Origin of the sequence: Enterococcus sp. BWR-S5 (assembly GCF_016745255.1) — a bacterium.
In the GTDB taxonomy this organism is placed as follows: Bacteria; Bacillota; Bacilli; order Lactobacillales; family Enterococcaceae; genus Enterococcus_L.
The window spans coordinates 172915-194777 of the sequence record NZ_JADOEQ010000001.1 but is presented as its reverse complement, the minus strand read 5'-3'; the positions used below and the strand labels follow the sequence as shown (position 1 = coordinate 194777).

Here is a 21863-nt window from a genome sequence, read left to right as displayed (position 1 = left end):
TTGTCCTCCTGCTTTTTATTGCGTTTTTCCTCGAGCGCTGACTGCTACTTGCTCTCCATCTCGAAAATAGTAATAGTCATATAAATTGACTGTACTGCAAATATGATTAGGGATAATTTCCAACGTCTCACCAATGGCAAGCGACTCACCATTTAATTGAAGCACGCCATGCTCTTCGTTCATTCGTTCAAAAACGATTGCCGGATGTCCTTTGACGATACCAAAGCCATTGATTGGAACGATACCTCCTGTTGGCTGAACATCGGTCGCAAAGCTTTTGCTTCCGCCATCAACTACTGCACGATCTCCATGAATACTTACAATCGTCACTAGAACAGCTGCGGCACATTCTTCTATGGAACAAACGCCATAAGCGACCTGCATCGCATCATTAAAAATATAGGTTCCTGGTCGGACTTCTGTGATTCCTTCTACAGCTAATACACCTTCCAAGGTTGGTGTAGAGCCTACACTGATATCCTTGATTGGCAGTCCCTGTTCTCTTAGCTTTTCAGCTAAATCGACCATCAGCCCTGCCTCTTCAACACCAGCATGAAAAGTATCTTTGACTACTTCTCCAGTACGTGCCTTTGAACCTCGGTAGGTATATATCCCTGTGATTTGCAAACCTGGAAGCTTATTGAACCTATCTATCGCGTCGACCGCTTCCTCCAGTGCTAATCCAGAGCGAAATAAACCAGTATCTATTTCAACTCTGACTTCTGCCAATCGGCCAGCCTCCACGGCTTCCTCCGATAATAACTGTGCGCCCTCATAGGTGTCGATACTATAAATCCAACGATCAATCTGTTCAGCGAGTCGCAGTGAGTGACGGATTTTCTCTCTATCAACAAGTGGATATGCTAGAAAGATATCTCGAACCCCATGTTGAATCATCACCTCTGCCTCACTTAATTTCGCACAGGTGATGCCGGACTTGCCTAGCTGGTTTTGCTTGATGGCAAATTCAGGTGTCTTATGGGTTTTGATATGAGGTCTTAGCAAGATGTGATTTTTCTGATCAACTTTTTCCTGCATGACTTGAATATTCTTCAAAGCCACTTGTTTATCTACGAGCAATGCCGGTGTTCTCACAAGATCCCTTCTTTTCTAAAAATGAATTTTTTCCATGGTGTGATGTATGGCAACATAAAGTGTTCTTCTTTCGGAATCGATCCAACAACATTCCAAACACCATCATTTTCTCTTTCTTCTAACGCAATCTGCAGCTCACCCGCATAAATGCCATAGCTTTCATTGGCAACCAATACATCTCCAACTCTGATTGTTTTATCTGCCGGTCTTGCCTCGATTATATGTCCTTTGTACTTGGATCTGGAAGCCGTCGACCGCACCATATAGCTGGAAATATCTCCTCGTTGAAAATGCAGCTCATCAAAACAAATTTTTGCTTCTATTTCGGATAGCGTGTCTACTTGGTTGATTGAAAAATTGACTACATAAGGCTGGATTTCTGAAAGCTGCTTCAGCTCTGTTTCTGTCGCATAAGCATTGCCGATGATGATGTCATCAATATCTGCACACGCCCACATGGCCCGCGCCTGAAGATCAATCGGCAAATGACGATCCCTTTCTAATGTTGGCTGCCCTTCTGACACATCCCAAGGTCCGATATTACCCGTTTGACTACTGACAAAGGCGGCAGTATGCAGGCCTAGGTCTTTATAGCGTTTAGTTGCCTGAATAAAATACTCTTCCTTTAAGCCAGAATAACGTTGCGGATAAAAATTATGACAACCAACCAAGCAATCTTTGTTCGGTTGAAAATCCAAAATATTCTCTACATAGCTTGTATCGTTACTTATGTTTACCTCAATAATCAGCCCTTCCGGATTGTAGGTCATTAAGCTTTCCTCTGAACCGGAAAAGCTGCGATCCAAACGAAAACCCGCCGCCCCCAGTTCGTTAAAGAATGACAAATCATCTAGAGCTATGCCCATATTAGTGAAGAACGACGGGTATACATCAAGGTAGGTGTCGATACCCAATGTTTTTGCCAGACCTATCAATGGCTTGTATTTTTCTATAAGTTCATTTTTTGTAAGCTCTACGGAAAGAAAGCAGGTGAACATTCTTTTAAAGCCATACGCTGCGGCCAATCGAATATACGCCATGTCCTCCTCTGCGCGAGTCTTTTCAGGATAGATAGAAAAGCCAAGCCCTCTAGTCATTTACTGTTCCCCCTCACTTGATTGTAAAAATTGTTTTTCAGCTGCTTTTAGAAACGGCATATAGAGAACGACCGCAATAACAAAGTTAACAAGTGCCAATGCACCGCCGCGCCATGAACCTGTTGCTAGGAAACCTCCGATAACAGGTGGCGTCGTCCATGGAACCAGTACGATTGTTTTTGGCACAAGCCCAGTGCTGATTGCAACATAAGAGATTACTGTCAATATCATTGGAACCAATAAGAATGGAATGAATAGCAACGGATTCAATACGATTGGGAAACCAAACATCACAGGCTCGTTGATATTGAATAAGCTCGGTGCTAAAGACAGTTCAGAAACAACCTTATACGGTTTATTTTTTCGAGTGAACAACAAAACACTGACTACTAACGCTAAAGTAGCACCTGTTCCACCTAAGTAAACAAATGAATCAAAGAATGGTTTCGTCACGATATTTGGAATATCCAGCCCTTTTTCCAACGCCGCAATATTTTGATCGATAGCAGGTAAGTAAACACTTTGCATAATTGGCTCAAGAATACTACCACCATTCAATCCGAAGAACCAGAACAAATGATTTAAAAATACGATTAGTAATGCAGTTGGCAATGTATTCGCCATCTTTACAATTGGCGCTTGCAGTAAGTCATAAAAGGATTGATGAATGCTTTCTACACCTGCAACATTGAATAACACACGAATAAGTGCAAAGAAGATGATTGTCAGCATACCTGGCATCAATGATGAGAATGATTTAGCTACAGCCGGTGGTACACCCTCAGGCATTGTGATAACTAGCTTTTTATTACTTGATAATCTTACGAAAATCTCTGTAGCAATCAATGCAACAAAAATTGCAATAAACAATCCTTGTGCCCCCATCCAAGCAAATGGCAAACCTGATGTCGCGCCATCTTCCGTTGAGAATGAAGCCATGATTGTAACAAGTGAAGCTAATGAGATGGCACCTGCAGTTACACCGTCTTTACTGTAAGACTTAGCTAAAGCGGAAGAAACTGTATAGACAACAATCAATGACATCACATTGAAGGCCCCTTGTGAAATATAGCTGGCAAAGTTTTTCCAACCATCTCCATCAAAAATCGAATTCATCAAGTTTTGATAAGCATCGATTGGTAAATTATTGATAAGTACAGCAAGCGAGCCAACAATCATCAGCGGCATGATTACAACAAACCCATCTCGAACAGCAACTAAATGCCTTTGAGAACCAATTTTTGACGCAATCGGGACAAACTTTCGATCCAATAAATCAATGATCTTTTTCATTTTAAATCCTCCTAATCTATTTATATTAACCGGTTAACGTGATTTGATTATAAGCGCAAAAAAATAAGATGTCAACACCTTTTCAACCGCTTACATTATTTTATTGTGAGAATCAATCTGTTCCAGTAATCAGTTGTCTTAGAATAAGCAAACAGGAAAACACTTATAAGCCCTTCGTTTGTCACTGCTAAAAATGTGAAATCTAAATTCAGTTTTAAGAAATACTTTTTTCGCAGCAAAACGCGTTGTTGCAACCATTTAAAGCTCTAAACAGGAGTAGCAAAAGATTAAGATTTTATTAAGATTCTCTCTGACTACTCTCTATATCGTCGTATAATAAGAAAGAAGGATATCAAAAAGATTGCTTTATCATGTGCCTTATTGCTGTTTTAACAACCGATAGACGAAGCATCAGATACTCTTTTGAATCACTAAAGGAGGGATAACATGTCGTTTACAAATCTAGGGAAAGAAGCATTACATCATGTTCGCTCCAGACAGATTCTTCTGGCCCGTCAATGCTCTGATTTGATTTTATTTCATCGTGAGCAGCTGACACATGAGACTGGGACAGTTGAAGACTGCAGCTACTGTCAACAATTTGCAGCGATGCAAACGGAGTTTTCGACGAATACAACTAAGATTCAGCAAATCATCACTTTAAAAAAAGAGGAGGAAGCAAAACAATGAAGCCTTTTGTAAAAAATAATCCGGGGAAAACATCTTTTTCCCTATACCAAGAAACATCTGTCAACCAACGATTTTCTGAAGGGCAGACGCTCTCCTTTTACTCTGAACTGCTTCACTCTTCTCTTCAGGGGATTCTTTTGAAAAAATATACGAATAGCTGTCTAATTGATATCTCTGGTTGTCATGAACTGACGATTGCCAGTAGAGAAAAGTATAACAGCCGACTTGTTATCAACTATAAAATGATTTTTGAAGATATGTAACTAAAGAAGCTATGCAGCAGATTTTCATCTACTGCATAGCTTCTTCTATTCCTCATTCAATAGCTTTGCTTTTCAGGAATGACACCACGAACGCCACCTTTTGGTTCAGTCATATCTCCTTCATACCGTGGAATTAAATGAATATGGCAGTGCATCACACTTTGACCAGCCGCAAGCCCGCAATTACAACCAATATTGAAACCAGCAGGCCTGTAATGCTCCTCTAAATAAGCTTTTCCAGCTATCAAAAGCGCATCAATTGCCTTCTTTTCCTCTGATGACAATTCAAAAAAATCTTGCCGATGTACTTTTGGAATCACTAATAAATGTCCTTCATTGACAGGATACTTGTCAAAAAAAGCCCCTGCCAGCTCATTTTCAAGAATGAAATCAGTTATGTCGCAAAAAAGACACTCTTTCATCTATCTACTCCTCCTCTTCTGCAAAAAGAAGAGAGACAATAATTTCTTGTCTCTCTCCTGTAATTTTTAGGCAATAATTGAACCATTTGGCATATCTTTTGGTGCTTCGATGATTTGCAGTCTGCCTTCTTTATCTTCAGCAGAAAGAATCATTCCCTGACTGATTTGCCCGCGCATTTTTCTTGGTTTAAGATTCGCAACAATTGTTACTTTTGTGCCAATCAGTGCACTAGGATCTGGGTAAAATTCAGCTATCCCCGATAAAATTTGACGATGCTGCTCATCTCCTGCATCCAGACGGAATTGTAGGAGTTTATCTGCACCTTTAACTTTCTTACAGTCAATAACCTCAGCTACCTTAATCTCAACCTTGTCAAAGTCTTCATATTTAATCTGCTTTTCTTTTACAGAATGCAACTCAGTCTCTTCCGGGTCCCACTTGATTTCTTCTGCATCTTTTTTGGCCCCTTGCGCCATCTTGCGTTGGATATAGGCAACTTCTGTCTCGATGTCCAAACGAGGGAAGATTGGTGTTCCTTGACTTGTTACCTTCACACCTACCGGGAATTCACCAAAGTGAATCGCTCCCATGTTCATCTTCTCCGGATCAAGTCCCAGCTGCTCAAAGATGCGTTTTGGCGTTTCAGGCATTACCGGCTGCAGTAAGATTGCAACAATTCGCAGAGATTCAGCCAAGTGAACCATCACACTGTCCAGCTCCGTTTTCTTCTCTTCATCCTTCGCTAAAATCCAAGGCTGTGTTTCGTCAATATATTTATTTGCACGGGAGACTAATGTCCAAACTTCTGCAATTGCTGTGTTGAACTCCATTTTCTCCATTGCTTCATGGTATTTTCCAATAACGTTTGCGGCAGTTGTTGACAGCTCGCTGTCAAATGGTGTTACCTTTGACTTGTACTCAGGAACATGACCATCACAATACTTATTAATCATAGCAATGGTACGATTTAGCAAGTTCCCTAAGTCATTTGCCAAGTCATAGTTCAGACGAGAAACAAAGTCTTCCGGTGTGAATACTCCGTCACTGCCAAACGGAATGGAGCGCAATAAATAATAGCGCAGCGCATCCAAGCCATAACGCTCAACAAGCATTTCAGGATAAACGACATTTCCTTTAGATTTAGACATTTTTCCGTCCTTCATCAATAACCAACCATGACCGAAAATCTTCTTCGGCAACGGCAAGTCTAATGCCATCAACATAATCGGCCAATAAATCGTATGGAAGCGAACAATTTCTTTCCCAACCATATGAACATCTGCCGGCCAATATTTTTGGAACAGGCTGTCATCTTCGGAACCGTACCCTAATGCTGTAATATAGTTAGATAGCGCGTCAATCCATACATAAACGACATGCTTCGGATCTTTTGTCAATGGGACACCCCATGAGAAGGTTGTCCGAGAAACAGCTAAATCCTCCAAGCCAGGCTTGATGAAGTTGTTAATCATCTCATTTTTACGAGACTCAGGCTGAATAAATTCAGGATGCTCGTTGTAATATTCAAGTAAACGATCCGCATATTTACTCATACGGAAGAAGTATGACTCTTCTTTCACTAACTCGACTTCGTGACCACTTGGAGCTTTTCCGCCAGTCACTTTACCTTCTTCATTTCGGTAAACCTCAGCAAGCTGTGTTTCCGTGAAATACTCCTCATCGGAAACAGAGTACCATCCTTCGTATTCCCCTAGATAGATATCTCCTTGTTCCAGCAGACGATCAAATATCATTTGCACTGCTTTCACATGGTAGTCGTCTGTTGTACGAATAAACTTATCATAGCTGATATCCAGTGTTTTCCAAAGCTTCTGAACATCTGCCGCCATTTTATCTACATACTCTTTAGGCGTTACATCTAGTTCCTTCGCCTTATGTTCAATTTTTTGTCCGTGCTCATCCACGCCAGTCAAATAAAAGACGTCAAAGCCCATCAATCGCTTATAGCGCGCCAACGCATCACAGGCGATTGTTGTATACGAATTTCCAATATGTAATTTCCCACTTGGATAGTATATAGGTGTTGTAATATAAAATGTTTCTTTTTGTGTCATGTAGAAACATCCTCCTTCTATAATTTTTCCATAATTCCTGATTTTCACTCCTAAACAGTATACCATAATTCTTTTTATTATAACTATATAAATCCAGTAAAAGCATACTGTTTACAAAGAGTTTTCACTTCCAAGTTTCTAAGTTGCCGATATAAATAGTCGATACATCAAAATAAAATCAGTGGTCACTGAAATGGGCTCTGTTCCCTGTCGATTCTCTAAAAGAAATCGAACCCCTATGCTTCTATTTGCAGAGGTCCGACCGCTTGAAAGATACATTTGTCCATCAATCTCAAGGATTCATCAATTTTTGAGTGAAAAATTCTGTAACCTGATCCATCAGCTCTCCTTGAACCAGATGTCCCTCACCCGTACCTGTCAGAAATTGAACATTTTTACTGTATTCTTTGTTGGCAATTAGCTGTTCAAAATCAGCCATATCTTCATAGGGAATTTTCTCATCTTCTGTACCATGCCAGAATAAAACCGGCCGATTGTCGAGCTTCTCAGGTACTTGAGATAAATCATACTTTTCTACCCAGCTCAGCAGCAAGGGCAAATCCTTTGGAACAAAGACGGACATCTCTGCTGCCTTTTTCATTACTCGCTGAATATATCTTACCGGATAGGGGGTTCCCATCAGACAAACTGCCACCTGAACCTCAGGATGTTGAGTCAGTATTCCGCTAGTCGTGATTCCTCCCATTGAGACGCCACCAACCCCAACTTTGCCATCCTTAATCAGCTCTAAGCGATCAAAAAATCGAACCAACACGGAGAATTCAATAAGATTATATTGAATACTTGACCAAAAAGTAATAGATGGAATCGTTGAAATAGCTCCCGTTTTACGTTCACCATGATTCATCGCATCAGGTAAAATCACTCGAAAACCTTTGGAGGCTAGCTTTCTTGCCTGTGTCAAGGACAGCTCTTTGGCGGACTGCCAGCCATGATAATAAATAATCAACGGTAACGCCTGATTTTTTGTGTCTTCCGGCGTAACTTCCAATACCGGAATTTTCTTTATATAGCGATGTCGAATACTCAGCTTCATAACTCTTCTCCTTTTCTCAATACAACCTTCATTCTAGCATTGATTTGCCTCAGGACAAATAAAAAAGCTGAGCAACCCAGCTCAAGCAACAGATTCCTTTGCCGGTTATTTCTATAAAAAAATCAATCCTAAAAACAACCAATAAGGCTGTCCTTTAGGATTGACACAGTGCGCTCTTATCTTGACTCTCAATAAAAATGCGTGTAAATCAGAGACGCAATGATGTATAAAATCCAGATATGAGCAGGATAGAAGATATAGAAAAATTGCTTCATCCCTTTTCCCTTTTGACCGTTATACAAAGCAATCGGAATAATCGCCAGAACCATCATCCACTGCGTATTGGTCGTAAACAGCGCTGTGACATTGACTCCTGCGTACAATGCCCCCACAACAGCAATTGCTATGCACTGTAGCACTCTGTTCTTCCTAAACAGATAAAGCAAGGTAGCCAAATAAACCATGATGGAATTCTCTGATAAAATAGTTGATGGTAAAACATAGCCAATCATCAGAATCGACATGGAGCCGTTTGTCATCGCAAGCAGGATAATCGCTGAAAGCAGCAAGGGGCTTAGAATACATAGAATTCCTTTGAACAGGGTTCCATATTTCTTCGTTTTGTAGCCTTCCGTAATCAGTTCAATACCATACATCGACAAAACCGCCACAAATAAATCTGAAAAAATGTTATTCACTAACCCTAGATTTCCTACTGAAAAGAAATACTGAACCAAATAATTGCCGATATTCATTATAAGAAATCCAAGCCACAGCCTTTTCAAATACTGCTCCTTATTTCGAGTGTGGGTAAAGCCTTCCACACTGATGAAAAAGAATAGTGTTGCTACCGGTCGGCCAAACCAATCCAACCATTCAGGCGCTCCCATAATTGAAAACATCTCATAGATATGGTCGATAAACATAAAAACAATGCCCAATACTTTCAAATCAAAGGTCGTCAAGCCTCTTTTTCCAGTTTTTGCTTCTATATTCATTAAAATCCTTCCCTTCTCCATCTGATTATACTTGGAGAAAGGGGCAGAAATACAGGAACAAAATTATAAGACCTGTGACAAAAATGAAAGGTACAATCCATAACCTTAGTGAATGGCTTCGTTGCTTTTACTCAATCACATTCCAACTGCGGTGTTCATCGAAAAAGGCCGCTTCCTGCTTAGCAGCAGCTACTACCTCTTCAGGATAATCCATGATTTTTAGTAATTGCAAGGCATTACGTGTTCGTGCCTTCCCAGCTTTCAATTTATAGTCAAACAAAATACCGTTTTCTTCTACACGCTCTTCAAAATGAACATTTTCACAGGTTTTCTTCAAGATTTCTGTCAGCTCAATATCATGCGTTGCGACAAAAGCTAACGAATCGTAGGCCTTCATCCAATTGACGATACTGGCAGAAGCAGAGATTCGTTCAATCGTATTTGTTCCTTTAAGAATCTCGTCGATAAAGCAATAGCAGCGTGTTTCTCGCTTGACCTGATCCATGACTCGTTTGATGGACTTGATTTCTGCAACAAAATAACTGTCGCCTTCAAAAATATCATCCTCCACTGCCATAGAAGTCAGTACATGTCCTCTTTCCATCACAAAACTTTCAGCTGCGACAGTATGGATCGTCTGAGCCAATATGCAATTGATGGCGATACTTTTTACATAGGTTGATTTTCCGGAAGCATTCGATCCCGTAACAAGGGTGTTTCTTTGCCAATCAATTGGATTTACTACCGCATCTTCACTCAACAAAGGATGATAACTTCCCGCTGCAGTAACACCACCAGCTTCAAACACAGGAATTGTCGTTTGAGGCATATAGGTTCGAAAATTCAAAATAGCATAGGCAGCTTCCAGTTTACCTAAGATATCCCAAAGTGCCACCGCCTGCTCATGATGCTCCGACAATCGCTTCAAAACAAAATTATAAGAAATGAACGGAACCATCAATGCCATATTCACGTAATCGAACATCAACTCAGCCTCTGAATTCGATTTTACTCGAAAGGAAGCACCAAACTTCAAAATATTTTTTAGCGGTGCCAGCTGTTTCTGTAACGCTGATTGAACAGGTGTTTCAACCTTGCTGACCGCTTTGGCAACACCCAGTGTCTGAACAAAATAGCGCATGCTGTTCAGCTCTGTTTCTAATAATTCTTTTTTTCTTAAATAGTAGATAACATTAAAACAAATACTCCCCAGAGTCAGAATAGCACCAAACGTCTGACCTAATGCAAGCAGCAGCAAGCCGATAATCGGAAGCAGCCCCAGCAAAACATGTAAATAGAAGCCAGACAACTCTTTTCCCTTTGTCGTGGATAGATAGTGCTTTACAAAGTTATTGTCTTTTTTTCCCAGCTGAGCAAAGCGAAATTGTATTTCTTCACGCAGCTTCGGATTTTCTTGGTAAAAGCTGAGCAGTTCTTCCAATTGCTCTGCCGATTTTTGGTTAAAATCAAAATTTCTCATCTGTTGATAAAGCGCTTCTGAACCAACACTGGAGTAGGTGGCATTGACTGATTCGAATACATCCATCATATCTAAGTCATACCAAGAAATATCGTCAATCTCGCTATCAAAGCTTTGATAGCTCTGTGCATATTTCCATGCCTGTTTCAGGCTCTCCTCTTTATCTAACCGTGTCCATGCCGGACGTTTCCCCCATTCAAAATGAATGCGCTGCTTCAGCTTATAATTCGAATAAACATCAATTGCCCACATCAATAGCAAAACAAACAGAATTAAGGCAACAACCCACCAAATACTTTGATTCATTTCCAACACTCCTTCATAGTATCCAATAAGTGTATCACGACTAATTTGGCGTGTAAAATCCCTTCAAGAAGAGGTTGCTCCAAAATAAATTTTATAGAGATGGTAACGCCTTCTTTTGTTCAACTTTTTTAAGCATCGTCTTTGACAAAGCTACCCGTACGTGAGATTCTTGTGCCGTAAGTAATCAACTAAAAATTGGAGGGATTTCCATGGCTACAATGGTTTTCGTTAATTTTCCAGTAACAGATGTGCAACGTTCAACAGAATTCTATCAAGCACTAGGATTTGTTCAGAATAAAGATTTTTCCAATGAACAAACCAGCTCCATGGTCTGGGATGATAATTTTTGGATTATGCTCCTCGATCATGACTTTTACAAACAGTTTATCAAGGACAAAAAAATTGCAGATACAAAAACAACCAGCAGTGTATTGACCGCCTTCAGCATGGAAAGTGCGGATGCTGTGAAAAAATTTGCGGAAATAGCTAAATTAAACGGCGGCGATTATTTTCATATAGACATGGGGATACCGGAAGAGCAGATGTATGGTCTTGAAGTACAAGACCCGGATGGCAATACATTAGAGCCTACATGGATGGCCGTATAGTAGAAAACACGAGCCTAACCTAAGCTGCCACAAGTAGAATCGCTTGAAGAAATGACGATTTTTCATCCTTAAACGAATAATTAGCTACAAAAAAACTGCAGGAGCCTGATTTGCTTTCGAAAAAATATCTCGAAAGAACTGAATCAAGCTTCTGCAGTTAACTTATGAGAAAATCAAAGTGGAACCGTCACTCTCTTGTATACTTGGCTTGAATAATTATTTCCATACAATCGGAATCGTTGCGTCTCCTTCATAAATGAATCTGTACCAGCCTCTTGCATCCGGCTTAGCCTTGATAAGCCATTTGAATGTCACTTCTTCGGTCCGCGCTTCTTCAAAGTAGCTTTCCCCATCTTCGTCAATCACTTCTACTCCTTCAGTGATATTGTTCCAAATTAGTGTACCGTCCTGAACGCTAAAATCTGAATCATAAGAAGAGTATTCGATTGTTGCCCCTTCGAATTGCTTCGACACAATAATTGGATCAAACAGCTCATAGGAAGTTGTTCCTCTTCTTAATACGATTGGCTGTAACTCTCCCCTTGAATTAATATCAATTTCTTCAAGTTGATCCATGTTATCCAACGCAGAAATATCCGTTAAAGCTAGATTTCCATTCGTTACATCTTCATAATATCTATCTGCACGAGTAGAAAAATGGAGCGTCGTGAGATTCGTCAATCGACTTAATGCGTTCAAATTGCTAACACCGGCTTGCAAATCGATTTCAATAGCTGTTAATTCAACCAGATCACTAATTGGACGTAAATCATAGATGGCTCCGCCCTCATGACTGATTTCTTTCAAATTAGTCAGATAGTTGACTCCCTCAAAGCTTCTAGTTTCTCTTACATCCTCCCAACCAAAATGCTCAGCATACGCTCCATATTCTTTAGAAATAGTTGAATGTGCAGTATATTGTGAAACCAGTTCAGCTAATACGTCATCCCTTCTTTGTGAATACAGCTCTCCTTCAATGCTCGAAAAAATTGCTTCACGAATTACTGAGGAAGGCGCTAAAATATAGTCAGTTGGGTGATATTCCTCATGATTAATCGGATTTCTCTCATCTCTTGCCAATGATTCACTAGCCCCGCCTAATAAGCCAGCTGTAATTAACCCTAATACTACCATTTTTTTCTTATACAAAACGATCACTCCCTGTACATTTGTACAAAAATCATAGCACAAAGGACTTCTTTTTTAAACGTATGAAAAACAAATCATTCTTAACATATCGGTAAAAAAACAGTATCATCTATCAAATTTATTTCATTAAATACAGACTAAAGCTAGCTGCGTCTTTTATCACCTTCTGCGTCATTAAGCATTGACTCTCTCTGATTTAGAGTCAAACAAAAAACCGCGAATGACTTACTCGCGGCTTTAATCGATTTAAACTAGCTTTACATAGGCAACTGAAGAATTTTTTCAGTTTTTTTAATCAACTCCTGATTATGTGTCACAAAAACAACGGTGGCATTGTGTTCAGTCTGAAAATTTCTTAGAATTTGAAACACTCGTTCAGAATTTTTTTCGTCCAAATTTCCGGTTGGCTCATCAGCAAACACATACTTGGGTTTCTTCAAAATGACTCTTGCCAGAGCGACCCGCTGTTGTTCACCACCACTGAGCTCAAATATTTTCTTATCCAAAATATTAGACAACCCAACTTGTTCCAAACTTTCCAGCATTAACTGCTCTCTTTTTTGCTTGGTGTAACGAAATCGTTTCAAGCCAATCACTAAGTTATTTCTGACACTTTCATTTGCTAATAACCCGAAGTTTTGAAACACATAGCCTATTTTTTCTCTTTGTAATTTTTCTACTTCACGATTCGTCGGATTCTTAATTCCATCAAATGTTATTGCCCCTGCCGATGGCTTCTCCAACAAGCCAAGTATATTTAGCAACGTTGTTTTCCCGGTCCCACTCTCTCCAAATATCCCAAGAAATGCGCCTTCTTCTATTTGAAAAGATACTTGATCCAGTATTTTTCGTTTCCCTTGAACTTTTACTACCTGATTCACTTCTATCATACCTGTTCCCCCTTTTTAGATAATTCGAAAATGGTAATTAGCTTCCTCGTATGAATGAGACTGACTGTCGTAATCAATAAATCGAAGAACAGCCATATTCCAATCAGCACAACTGTTGTTTCAGAATAATTTGTTAGCAGCACGACAACAGTCAACAGACCGTTCAATATCAGTTGGATCGCAAGCAACGGTGCAATCAGTTCAAGATAACGGTAACCTGAAATCTTTTTGATGTACATGCCATATTTATTTTTTTCGATAATTAAATGATTTGAAAAATAGATGTTTCCAATTAAGACAATAATCAATACACCTAACATAACCAGTAATGTCTGCAATAAGTATTTTTTCTGGTTAATCTCCTCTGCTCTGAAATTGTAAATCGCAATGGTATTTTGAATATTCGGCAAGGTGTTCGTTGCTATCACCGATGGCAAGATGAAGCTGTAGCCATCAGTCGCCTCTGATTTTACAAAAGCTTGGCTTGTCAGCCAAGACGCGTAGAAGGTTGCATCTATATTTCCGGTATCTACAATTGTAATTGGATCAATAATTGTGAAATCCTTGCTGTCAATCTGGGGATTATATGTAAAATACTTTTGCGTGTCCTTTACATAGACAATATTGATTTTTAACGGTACAACTTCTTCTGTTTCTTCAGGCAATTCATTGAAGATATACTTTTGAAATTCAAAGCCCTCTGTATGATACATGCGAATTGCTTCTTCGTATTCTCGAAATTTTTCCGGTACCAAAAGATTTCGCGTATCCTGTTCATAAACAAAGTCTTCTGTACTGACCAGTGTGTGGTCTGATTTATAAATGGGGTTATGCGTTAAGTAATTGGCATTAATCGTCATACTACGGCCATTTGGAGAAGCAATTTCCTCAACTGGATCCGACGTGTTTGCTCTATAAATAAACTCATTATTCGACAGCCGCTCATAATTGGAAGCATCCACCAAAAATAATCCTTGCTCTGCTTCCGCCTTCTCAAAGAACGCTTTTAAATTTTTCTCGTAGGGGCGATATTTTTCCATATTATTTGTAATGTATCGCAGCTCTACTGCATAAACACTTCGGGTTTTCTCCCAGTAAGCGTCCTGCTTCTGATAGTCCTCAATCGTTTTTTTCAGCTCAATCACATTTAAACCAATGAGAATGATAGCAAGTGACACACAGATTCTTGAAAATAAATTGAAAATGATTCCTAGGTTGGAAAAATTTTGACCCTTGATACTATTCACTTGCCTGCAGGCTTTTGAGTGTAGGAAGCCCCAGTGGACGATTATATACATGAAGATAAGCAGCATGAAGGCACTCACTAATACGGTGAAATATGGTACGGCAGAAATAAATCCGCCATCCTTCAGGTAGTAGTACCCGTAGGTCAAAGTAAAAATAACTCCAATCAGCAAACTACCAATCTTTAACAATGGAGCAATAAACGAGCCTAATACCTCTCTATTTTTCCATCCAAATGACTTGAGAACAGCCAATTTTGTACTGCTTCTCATTAGGTATTGAATTAGAACAGACAGATTGATAAGGAAAAGAATCACCCAGACAATAAGCACTAGATAATTACCCAAAATGTCTGAAAATACTCGATAGTAGTAGTCATTCGATGCAGAATACTCTACCTCGCCAATATGGGTTCGAAGCTCCTCAAGAAATTGCTCTCGATCATTGCTGCTAGCAGCGGAAATGTAATATACACCTGAAATCCCTGTTCTGGCGAACGCATCCATCGAGATAATTTTCATCGTCAGCCCTGCATCATTCCAAACAAAATCCTTTTGTGACAGATACTCTGCTTGCTGGTCTTCTGTCGATTCACGGAAGCGGATACGATCTTTCAATGTCACGTCTGTTGTATAGATGGATAAATCATTATCATCAGTGAAGATGTATTTATTGACCATTACTTTATATTTTTCAGCAGCATCTAATACAAGCTGCGCCTGTTCCTCCAATACAAGATTACTTTCCCGTTCGGCTTCTAAAATGGTAATCTTTGATTGATTCCTGTATAAGATAGTGTTTAGCTGCAACTGGTTCATAATCGAAAGGAATATGAATGCAGTCAAAACAATTTGAGCAATCATCCCTATATAAAGTGTCTTTTTCATCCTCGGTTCCTCCGTGCCTTTGTGATTTTTTATGTAGTTATCCATTAATGTGGGGCTTCTGATACGTCAACTTCACGTACTATGTTTTAAAACAGAAGAAAGAGCAATTATTTAGTGGTACCCATTGCTCTTTCACTGCTTATTTTTTAATTTATTTCCTCAGATAATTGTCTCTATCCCACTTTCACAATTCTTATCTATGATTATAGTAAGCTCTGTTTCCACCTAGTACCGTCCAACCAACACTTGCTTTACTCCAAGTATATGCTGATTTCCACCCGCCGGATTTGAATGTGCCATTTCCATTTTCACATGATGCATGACCTTGTTTAGAATAGTGCTGGTATTCAGAAATATTTGAGCTGCCGTTTTTCCCACGACGCCACCAGCCACCATCAACACCACTAGAAGTTAGACGTTGTAATGGGGAATCCTTTGTTTCAACAACTGCTGTAAGATTGTCTACATTTTCACCAAAGCCTTTTTCCGCATATAATGTTGGTTCAGCAGCCTGGGCAACAGGTGCCATCAAACTTGTTACACTTACCAAAGTAATAAAACTTGCAATAACGATTTTTTTCATAATAATTTCCTCCAATTTTAGTAGTCTATATCCTCAGCTTAAGATGGTATCCACAGCATTAGTAAATGACATGATAGATTCAAACTTGGCAGATACTGAATAGTGTGCAGCTATTCATAAATATACTTCCCTCCTTATTAAGTGATTTATCTGCTTGAAAATCCGCCTTCTTCTTATTCGTGCTGCGGCCAAGTACCGTCTTTCTTTTCCAATAGAATACTTTTTATTTTTTGTGTAGATTGTTTTATCTACCTTACACCATTTATTATAGAGAGATTTCTCCATAATCTATGCTTTGCGCAGAAAAACAACCTTGCTTGTCAGAAACGTCCAATAAAAATGCTATTGAACAGTTTTGACTTCATAATCGTCATTGTATTATACGAATTGTCCCGAATCGGCTATTTCAAAAAGCTTCATTCCAAGCCGCTCTCCCTACCGGATTTTCCACACTATCAACAGAATCCTCTAGCTATTGCCCTCATTTACTCCACAAAAAAACTGAGCGACAGTAGCGCTCAGCCATTCTTATCTAATCTATTTTCTTCAGTTTACGCATGGCTCGAATAGATAGGAGTACCTCTTCGCCATTCACCATCTCAATGATGCGCTCTACCTTATTGATTTGTTTGATGTTGTTCACATTTACGACAAACGATTTATGACAGCGGTAGAGACACTCATCCTTGTCCTCAAGCTCACGAATGGACCCGTAAAACTCAAGCTGTCTGCTCTGCGTATGCAGAACTACTTTATGTGGAGAAATGCCTGATTCAAAAAACATGATTTCTTCATATGGAATTGATCGAATCGTATCTCCAAGCTTTACTTTAAACTTACTGTTTTTTCCATCACCATCCATCAAATACCTGCTGATGGCCAAATCAATACACTCTCTGACACGCCGTTCAACTTCTTCCGGCTGGCTCTTTATGATGTAATCCATCGCCTCTACCTTGTAGGTAAACGTTAAATATGATAATTCGCCATGTGTTGTGACAAATACAATTTTGCCAATATCATCGACTTTTCTTATTTCCGCTGCCAGCGTTAAGCCGGACAGTTCATGCTTCAAGTCAACATCTAAAAGATACAGCCTTGTCTGACCTTGGGAAGCATTCACATACGTCAGCACTTCATCTGGATCTTTTGTTGCTAAAACAAGCTCTGCATCCAGTTCCTCTATCATAATATAATTATTGATTACTTGCTCCATTCGCTGAAGCTGCTTACTATCATCCTCACAAATAATAATAGATAACATTATTTTTTCTCCTTATTTTTCTTCTGATATATAGATAATTTGAGTGAAGGTATCATTTTCGATAATTGTTTCACTCATCAGCATAGGCATATCACTTACAAGCTCAGTAACATTGCTTAGGCCCAGGCCTCTATTCTCACCTTTAGTAGAATATCCGCTTTTTTGCAGCTTGAATAATGGTTCAATATCCTTTCGACAGGTGTTCTCAATAACCAGCTGTAGCCCATCTGTGTGAGAAATAGCTGCGACTCTTACTACGCCATAGCCAAGACTTGAAACCTCTTCAATGGCATTGTCTAGCAATATTCCCAGCAATCTGATTAACAGCAAAGGATCTACCGGTATTTTGTGAATATCTTCCCTCGCTTCAAAGGAAACATCCAATTCTAACTCCTGTGCATAGATTAGCTTGGAAACCAATAAACTTTTTATAGACATTACTTTTATTTTACTTAAATCATCTAATCGAAAATTATTGACGGTAATAAAACGTGAAGACTTCCGAATACTTTTCTGGTAGTAATTTCGCAGGCCATCCCAATCGTCCTCTTCTATATAACTGTCTAACGAAGAAAGAATATTTTGATAGTCATGTCGAAATTTACGGATTTGATTGTATTGAGACTCCAAGCCTTCTGTGTATTGCTGTATGGATTCATACTCTGCCTTTGTTTGCTTTATCCTCAGCTCTTTACGCAATGTGCGTGAATAAATAGAAAAGGCAACCAAAGTGAAGAGCAGATAAAAAATGAAAAAAACGAGGTTTAGCTGGATTAAATCAAGTGTATTTCCTAATCTTACACCTAAAAAAATACAAATTAAGTAAACACCATACGTGAAGAAGAAAATGAATGATACAATATTTCCTTCATTCGAATTTAAATTTCTCAGAAGATAACGTGATAAAATTTTCTTCGCTAAAAAGATGAATACCAAAGAAATTGCTATTGCAATCAGCATATGAACCAAAAGTACCCATAATAGCGAATAGTCACGAGAAATCTCAAAGGAATTCAAGACCCATGAACTAAGATGATCTGCCAACACATTAAAAATCATGACCAAGGAATGTATTCCGATACTTGGAATCCAATTTTTAAGTGATTTATAGTTGAAGTAGCTATTCACGAGAAACAAAAAAATAACTGTATACACGCCGATCCATTGAAATAAAATACTCCCCACTATACTTGCGGCTAGAATTTCCAAAATCCTTCGCTTAGATATTCTCAGCTTACCAATAAACAAACTGTTTCCAATATATGCAGATACCAGCTGCAGACCTATACCAACCAATGTAAGATAATCCCACATAACCAAACACCTCATCTTTCATATATCCAGTATAACGGAAATACTTTACATTGACTATTCATATATCTACTAAAAAGAAACAATTATAAAAACAGCGAAAAGGCAGATGGTCACTCACTTCATACCATCTACCTAGCAGGGCTCACTTTCTATTTTTTGAATAATGGCGCTCTTTCTATGATTTCAATTCTTCCGGAATTTCCGGTTCATAATTTGTAAACAGACAACAATTTTGAATACTTAATGTACCAATCCCCACAAACAAATTCATTAATATCGTTCCCATTCTCTCATATCCTTTCTACTATTGAATTTAATTGAAAATAAATTGTTCGTCAGCGGAACAACCAGCAGCCCTGCAAGAAAACTTCCTAAAACAATTAGATTGCATATCCTTAAATCTGAAATTGTAAGAAACACTAGCAACACAAGAAGGTTTCCTATTAATGAACGCCGCTTCAACAGTCGTTGATGTTCCTTGTCTCCCAGAAAATTTTTCTTTGTTTTTCCGGGGGCATATTTTGCTAATAAAATAAAATTGACTAAATTAATTAGCAGTAGTAACTCTGATGAAAGCAAGCCTTCTTGTAATACATAAGGGATTCCTACGAAAAGCAGTAAGCTGATACTTGTACAGGCAAAACTGGACACTGCATGAGCACCATAAGAAAAAAAACGAATCAACATAAAAGAGCTGTGAAAAATAACTACTTCTTTCGGTAAACCAAGAAAAAAGGCTGTACTGTAGATAATAACCAATTTTGTAAAATTAAGAAAAAAGACTTCCATTCCCAACTTACATTTCAAGTAATTCACTTTAGATATTTCTGTTGTGCCGATTAAGTAATCAACAGCTTTCTTTACTGTTCTTTCTGTCATTGATTGTTCCATTCTGCTCACCTCTCCTCTTTATCTTACAAAAAAAATACTTGGCATTACTCATTCCCTCAAAAAAACGTGGTTCTATTTCTTTTTCGTCCACTTATAAACAATCTATTTGGCAAAATCGTTCATTTTTTTGTCCAAATCGTATAGCCCTCAATAAACATAGCTTTTTAGATTTTAATTATTCTAACGATTTAGCCAATTTTTTCAAGCATATTAATAAAAACCGATTTTAACACTTATGACTTTTTCAATTCGATAGGGAAATTCTTGGAAAGTACGTGTATCTTTTGATAGAACTTGATAATGTGAATGGTAACTCTGGAAAAGAAAAAAAAGCTTTTTCTTAAATTGGTCAGATAATCTAGACGTGAACACTAGATATTGCTTTCCTTTTTCCATGGTTATGTCACAGCTGCTCTTATATATATCGATGTCATGCTCATTTCGAATAAACAGAGTATCTCCATTCAGCACAATCATTTGATGATAGTTTTGACTCTCTTCCAGCAAAAAAAGATCCAATAACAGCAAGCGGCCATCGTTCGCCTTCTTCATCTCCTCCAATAAAACAATCGATATTGACGCTTGTTTTTCCAACTATTCTCCTCCCTTCCTAGCTAAATTGTTTACACAATCAGTCTACCCTCAAATTCCAGCTCCCCTCCTTTCCTTTCCAAAAAGAATCGTTTTCTGTCAAAATCGTTCATCCTAACAGGAATTTACTTCACAACAATGCTTGCACAAAAAATCGTCCCCCATATTCAATGGAGGACGAGGAAAGGATTTCAATTTTAAGAACGCATAGCAACAAATAGAATTACAGTACCAACCATAAGAAGCACGCATGCCACAACTATTTCTCTTTTTTTCTGCGGATACTGCCTGATAAGGTATACATTGATTGCACCATAAGCTCCTGTGAAAAGGAGAAAGAACACTAGTACAATTAGGAAAATATCCAGCGGAAATGGTTGATTGGCCCCACCTGTTCCCTGCTGCGGATAAAAACACGACAAAAGAACAGCTATAACAACCGGGCTCACAAGCCCATAAATGATTGCATTTAACAAAAACAAAAGTACATCGATGTATTTCTTCATTTTTCCTCCACCAACCTTTTCCTATATCATACACTATTCATCAAACAGAGGGAAAGGCAATGTGAACAACCATTTCTTTACTTATTTGAACAATAAACGTCGCTGAAGTGAACATGGAGAAGCCATCTTATACAAAATAAAAAAGCTGTAATTGATTATTTTGTATAAAGACGAAAACAGTATCTATTCTGTCAAAAACCAAATATAGCTAAAATTTCTTATTCTACTTAAGTAACACAGATGTCTTCCAGTTTTTACAACTATCTCAAAATAATCGTAGCGATTAAATTGAAAAACTATTATTAGAGTTATTTTTATAAATAGAATTAAAAAAATTATAATTGTAGTATTAAGTTGGAAGGAGTTCTATTATGAAAAAAATATTGTTGGGTTTCTTTTTTTTAGGTACTATTATCATGCCTTTACATTCTTTTGCCGAGTCTGATAATTCCCATTATTCCTATAGTCCTGAAACAAACAAAGTCGAAGTAAAAGAAACTGGGGAAACACTCAAAATCCCAATCAATGACGACTCATTTATTGAGTTAGATAGTGCTTATAATGTTTCATCTGTTATTTCAAATCAAAGTACACCAAGCCAAACAAGAAGTGTAGTTTACACAAAAGTTATAACAATAACTAGTACGAGTCCTAGTTTTGCTAGTACCACATATTATTCAGAATACAATAACACTTTCAAACGTTGGTATGCAGGTACTTTACAATTTAGAAATTCCAAATATCAAAGTGGTAACTATGTCGCAACATATAGTGGTCCAATTGTAATGCAGAATTGGTAACATAAAATCCCTACTACTCTCAATCGAGTAACAGGGATTTTTTATTTTGCAGTTTCTCCATTTTTAAAAGTCACAACTAGCAAATGAGCGACATGCTAAGTATATGAATTTCTGAACGTAGGTAAAAACGTAGTTAATTGTGATTTTAGACAAAGTAAAAAGGCTCAATCCCTTGCCACACAAAGGATTGAGCCTATAGTTAAATTTCTTATTTAGTTTCACGGTGTAAAGTAACTTTTCTTTCACGTGGGCAATATTTTTGCTTTTCCATACGATCCGGATTGTTACGTTTATTTTTGCTTGTAAGGTAGTTACGTTCTTTACAAGAAGTACATTCTAAAGTAATGTTTACGCGCAT

General features: G+C 38.3%; 23 protein-coding genes. 4 read left to right on the top strand and 19 right to left on the bottom strand.

Annotated features, from left to right (window positions below):
• Nucleotides 1-15: 15 nt before the first annotated feature.
• From IW510_RS01010 to IW510_RS01000, 3 genes are read right to left on the bottom strand one after another with little or no spacing between them, the layout of a single operon-like run.
• The gene (locus tag IW510_RS01010) at nt 16-1095 is read right to left on the bottom strand and encodes an alanine racemase (protein ID WP_202055828.1); all 1080 of its coding nucleotides are present in this window, start codon (nt 1093-1095) and stop codon (nt 16-18) included.
• Entirely contained in the window at nt 1092-2192 is a 1101-nt protein-coding gene (locus IW510_RS01005; RefSeq protein WP_202055826.1) for a DUF871 domain-containing protein, read from the bottom strand. The genes IW510_RS01010 and IW510_RS01005 overlap by 4 nt, the downstream gene beginning before the upstream one ends.
• Nucleotides 2193-3485, bottom strand: coding sequence for a PTS sugar transporter subunit IIC (locus IW510_RS01000; protein ID WP_202055824.1), 1293 nt, complete (start codon nt 3483-3485; stop codon nt 2193-2195).
• 447 nt (nt 3486-3932) lie between these two features.
• Between IW510_RS01000 and IW510_RS00995 the strand changes: the two genes are divergently transcribed.
• Both IW510_RS00995 and IW510_RS00990 read left to right on the top strand, forming a co-directional pair.
• Complete coding sequence (locus IW510_RS00995) at nt 3933-4175, top strand: hypothetical protein (RefSeq protein ID WP_202055823.1); 243 nt, start codon at nt 3933-3935, stop codon at nt 4173-4175.
• Nucleotides 4172-4438 (top strand): DUF2187 domain-containing protein, encoded by a 267-nt coding sequence (locus tag IW510_RS00990; protein ID WP_202055822.1) that lies wholly within the window; start codon nt 4172-4174, stop codon nt 4436-4438. The genes IW510_RS00995 and IW510_RS00990 overlap by 4 nt, the downstream gene beginning before the upstream one ends.
• Nucleotides 4439-4494: 56 nt before the next feature.
• Here IW510_RS00990 and IW510_RS00985 read toward each other — a convergent pair whose 3' ends face one another.
• The 5 genes from IW510_RS00985 to IW510_RS00965 form a co-directional block, all read right to left on the bottom strand.
• Nucleotides 4495-4860, bottom strand: a complete 366-nt coding sequence (locus tag IW510_RS00985) for an HIT family protein (protein WP_202055821.1) — start codon at nt 4858-4860, stop codon at nt 4495-4497.
• A gap of 66 nt (nt 4861-4926) precedes the next feature.
• Nucleotides 4927-6936: a methionine--tRNA ligase gene (gene metG / locus IW510_RS00980; protein WP_202055820.1), complete on the bottom strand. Its 2010-nt coding sequence runs from the start codon at nt 6934-6936 to the stop codon at nt 4927-4929.
• 292 nt (nt 6937-7228) lie between these two features.
• On the bottom strand, nt 7229-7993 hold the full coding sequence (locus IW510_RS00975) for an alpha/beta fold hydrolase (protein WP_202055815.1): 765 nt from the start codon (nt 7991-7993) through the stop codon (nt 7229-7231).
• 188 nt (nt 7994-8181) lie between these two features.
• The gene (locus IW510_RS00970; protein WP_202055810.1) at nt 8182-8991 is read right to left on the bottom strand and encodes a TraX family protein; all 810 of its coding nucleotides are present in this window, start codon (nt 8989-8991) and stop codon (nt 8182-8184) included.
• Between the two features lie 127 nt (nt 8992-9118).
• Complete coding sequence (locus tag IW510_RS00965; protein ID WP_202055809.1) at nt 9119-10777, bottom strand: MutS-related protein; 1659 nt, start codon at nt 10775-10777, stop codon at nt 9119-9121.
• 209 nt (nt 10778-10986) lie between these two features.
• Here IW510_RS00965 and IW510_RS00960 point away from each other — a divergent pair, with 209 nt between their 5' ends.
• Nucleotides 10987-11385, top strand: a complete 399-nt coding sequence (locus IW510_RS00960; protein WP_202055808.1) for a VOC family protein — start codon at nt 10987-10989, stop codon at nt 11383-11385.
• A 216-nt stretch (nt 11386-11601) separates the two neighbouring features.
• Here the strand turns inward: IW510_RS00960 and IW510_RS00955 are convergent, their stop codons facing one another.
• The 10 genes from IW510_RS00955 to IW510_RS00910 form a co-directional block, all read right to left on the bottom strand.
• A complete protein-coding gene (locus tag IW510_RS00955) occupies nt 11602-12534 on the bottom strand; it encodes a hypothetical protein (RefSeq protein ID WP_202055807.1) in 933 nt (310 codons plus the stop codon).
• A 257-nt stretch (nt 12535-12791) separates the two neighbouring features.
• On the bottom strand, nt 12792-13424 hold the full coding sequence (locus IW510_RS00950; protein ID WP_202055806.1) for an ABC transporter ATP-binding protein: 633 nt from the start codon (nt 13422-13424) through the stop codon (nt 12792-12794).
• Entirely contained in the window at nt 13421-15556 is a 2136-nt protein-coding gene (locus IW510_RS00945) for a hypothetical protein (RefSeq protein ID WP_202055805.1), read from the bottom strand. Before IW510_RS00945 ends, IW510_RS00950 begins: the two co-directional genes overlap by 4 nt.
• Before the next feature lie 193 nt (nt 15557-15749).
• Nucleotides 15750-16139, bottom strand: coding sequence for a bacteriocin (locus tag IW510_RS00940; RefSeq protein WP_202055803.1), 390 nt, complete (start codon nt 16137-16139; stop codon nt 15750-15752).
• Between the two features lie 532 nt (nt 16140-16671).
• Nucleotides 16672-17403, bottom strand: coding sequence for a LytR/AlgR family response regulator transcription factor (locus IW510_RS00935; protein ID WP_202055801.1), 732 nt, complete (start codon nt 17401-17403; stop codon nt 16672-16674).
• A 12-nt stretch (nt 17404-17415) separates the two neighbouring features.
• On the bottom strand, nt 17416-18717 hold the full coding sequence (locus IW510_RS00930) for a GHKL domain-containing protein (protein ID WP_202055799.1): 1302 nt from the start codon (nt 18715-18717) through the stop codon (nt 17416-17418).
• Nucleotides 18718-18892: 175 nt separating this feature from the next.
• Nucleotides 18893-19003 carry a cyclic lactone autoinducer peptide gene (locus IW510_RS00925; RefSeq protein ID WP_202055797.1) on the bottom strand — a complete coding sequence of 37 codons (111 nt, stop codon included), beginning with the start codon at nt 19001-19003 and terminating at the stop codon, nt 18893-18895.
• Complete coding sequence (locus tag IW510_RS00920; RefSeq protein WP_202055795.1) at nt 18988-19608, bottom strand: accessory gene regulator AgrB; 621 nt, start codon at nt 19606-19608, stop codon at nt 18988-18990. Before IW510_RS00920 ends, IW510_RS00925 begins: the two co-directional genes overlap by 16 nt.
• 210 nt (nt 19609-19818) lie before the next feature.
• On the bottom strand, nt 19819-20202 hold the full coding sequence (locus tag IW510_RS00915; RefSeq protein WP_202055793.1) for a hypothetical protein: 384 nt from the start codon (nt 20200-20202) through the stop codon (nt 19819-19821).
• 194 nt (nt 20203-20396) lie between these two features.
• Nucleotides 20397-20705, bottom strand: a complete 309-nt coding sequence (locus tag IW510_RS00910; RefSeq protein WP_202055791.1) for a hypothetical protein — start codon at nt 20703-20705, stop codon at nt 20397-20399.
• A 371-nt stretch (nt 20706-21076) separates the two neighbouring features.
• Between IW510_RS00910 and IW510_RS00905 the strand changes: the two genes are divergently transcribed.
• Nucleotides 21077-21505, top strand: a complete 429-nt coding sequence (locus IW510_RS00905; protein WP_202055789.1) for a hypothetical protein — start codon at nt 21077-21079, stop codon at nt 21503-21505.
• Nucleotides 21506-21713: 208 nt separating this feature from the next.
• Here IW510_RS00905 and rpmG read toward each other — a convergent pair whose 3' ends face one another.
• Nucleotides 21714-21863 carry a 50S ribosomal protein L33 gene (gene rpmG / locus IW510_RS00900; RefSeq protein WP_202055787.1) on the bottom strand — a complete coding sequence of 50 codons (150 nt, stop codon included), beginning with the start codon at nt 21861-21863 and terminating at the stop codon, nt 21714-21716.

Excerpts from the sequence above, each read along its gene's own strand:
- IW510_RS01000 (WP_202055824.1), bottom strand. The coding sequence starts at position 3,485 with ATGAAAAAGATCATTGATTTATTGGATCGAAAGTTTGTCCCGATTGCG.
- IW510_RS00910 (WP_202055791.1), bottom strand. The coding sequence starts at position 20,705 with ATGAAGAAATACATCGATGTACTTTTGTTTTTGTTAAATGCAATCATT.
- IW510_RS00905 (WP_202055789.1), top strand. The coding sequence starts at position 21,077 with ATGAAAAAAATATTGTTGGGTTTCTTTTTTTTAGGTACTATTATCATG.
- IW510_RS00985 (WP_202055821.1), bottom strand. The coding sequence starts at position 4,860 with ATGAAAGAGTGTCTTTTTTGCGACATAACTGATTTCATTCTTGAAAAT.
- rpmG (WP_202055787.1), bottom strand. The coding sequence starts at position 21,863 with ATGCGCGTAAACATTACTTTAGAATGTACTTCTTGTAAAGAACGTAAC.
- IW510_RS00975 (WP_202055815.1), bottom strand. The coding sequence starts at position 7,993 with ATGAAGCTGAGTATTCGACATCGCTATATAAAGAAAATTCCGGTATTG.
- IW510_RS00940 (WP_202055803.1), bottom strand. The coding sequence starts at position 16,139 with ATGAAAAAAATCGTTATTGCAAGTTTTATTACTTTGGTAAGTGTAACA.
- metG (WP_202055820.1), bottom strand. The coding sequence starts at position 6,936 with ATGACACAAAAAGAAACATTTTATATTACAACACCTATATACTATCCA.
- IW510_RS00970 (WP_202055810.1), bottom strand. The coding sequence starts at position 8,991 with ATGAATATAGAAGCAAAAACTGGAAAAAGAGGCTTGACGACCTTTGAT.
- IW510_RS00930 (WP_202055799.1), bottom strand. The coding sequence starts at position 18,717 with ATGTGGGATTATCTTACATTGGTTGGTATAGGTCTGCAGCTGGTATCT.
- IW510_RS00965 (WP_202055809.1), bottom strand. The coding sequence starts at position 10,777 with ATGAATCAAAGTATTTGGTGGGTTGTTGCCTTAATTCTGTTTGTTTTG.
- IW510_RS00925 (WP_202055797.1), bottom strand. The coding sequence starts at position 19,003 with ATGGGAACGATATTAATGAATTTGTTTGTGGGGATTGGTACATTAAGT.
- IW510_RS00990 (WP_202055822.1), top strand. The coding sequence starts at position 4,172 with ATGAAGCCTTTTGTAAAAAATAATCCGGGGAAAACATCTTTTTCCCTA.
- IW510_RS00935 (WP_202055801.1), bottom strand. The coding sequence starts at position 17,403 with ATGTTATCTATTATTATTTGTGAGGATGATAGTAAGCAGCTTCAGCGA.
- IW510_RS00950 (WP_202055806.1), bottom strand. The coding sequence starts at position 13,424 with ATGATAGAAGTGAATCAGGTAGTAAAAGTTCAAGGGAAACGAAAAATA.
- IW510_RS00920 (WP_202055795.1), bottom strand. The coding sequence starts at position 19,608 with ATGGAACAATCAATGACAGAAAGAACAGTAAAGAAAGCTGTTGATTAC.
- IW510_RS00995 (WP_202055823.1), top strand. The coding sequence starts at position 3,933 with ATGTCGTTTACAAATCTAGGGAAAGAAGCATTACATCATGTTCGCTCC.
- IW510_RS01005 (WP_202055826.1), bottom strand. The coding sequence starts at position 2,192 with ATGACTAGAGGGCTTGGCTTTTCTATCTATCCTGAAAAGACTCGCGCA.
- IW510_RS00960 (WP_202055808.1), top strand. The coding sequence starts at position 10,987 with ATGGCTACAATGGTTTTCGTTAATTTTCCAGTAACAGATGTGCAACGT.
- IW510_RS00945 (WP_202055805.1), bottom strand. The coding sequence starts at position 15,556 with ATGAAAAAGACACTTTATATAGGGATGATTGCTCAAATTGTTTTGACT.